This window comes from Herbaspirillum sp. VT-16-41 (assembly GCF_001994935.1).
Classification (GTDB): domain Bacteria; phylum Pseudomonadota; class Gammaproteobacteria; order Burkholderiales; family Burkholderiaceae_D; genus Herbaspirillum; species Herbaspirillum frisingense.
The window spans coordinates 1-678 of the sequence record NZ_MUXB01000007.1 but is presented as its reverse complement, the minus strand read 5'-3'; the positions used below and the strand labels follow the sequence as shown (position 1 = coordinate 678).

1 pseudogene is annotated in these 678 nt (G+C 57.7%); it reads right to left on the bottom strand.

Features of this window, described 5'->3' with window-relative positions:
• A pseudogene (locus BTM36_RS00085) lies at window positions 1-510 on the bottom strand (hypothetical protein); the annotation flags it as partial.
• Between the last annotated feature and the right edge of the window lie 168 nt (window positions 511-678).

Genomic DNA, 678 nt, shown 5'->3' with positions numbered 1-678 from the left:
GAAGATCACGTTGGAGCCGAGGCCTTCGCGCGAGGTGACGGCGAGCCCAGCCGCCTGCAACCGCTGCTTGATCAGCGCCGACAGCACATATTGCTCGGTGAAGGTCTTGGCCCCGACGACGTAGCTCGATTGCCCGCGGGTCATCGAAGGCACCAGCGTTGCTGCGACCAGGCAGGCGATGGCGACGCCGCCAAGCGCGATCCGCGGCCGGCTGCGCCGGCGCAGGCCGTCTTCGATCAGCGCCAGCAACTGGTCCACCGCCAGCGCCAGCACGGCGGCGGAAAGGCAGCCGAACAGCACGAACACCCAGTTCTGGGTCTGCAGGCCTGCGAAGATGTACGACTTCGGCCAACTGTGAAAGGAATCAACACAATCAAGTGCAGGCAGACTCGATCGCCCATCGGAGATTGCATCGCCCAGACAGCCATTGCCACGCTGGACTAGCTGTGCCTTGAATACCTTTCTGACATCATCATCCTTCAGATCTGGCAGGTGATAGATCCCCTCCATCTACTCGATCTGATCATTGACATAGTCTTCTGCGGAGTCAACACCTGGGGGCGCATAAATAGAAGTCTTATGGTTGATCAAATCAGTAAGATCAAGAAGAGAAATCGCCCGCATTGCGTTATCGATAAATGGGGAAGGTTCCCGATAAAATTTCAACGGATCTTCCAG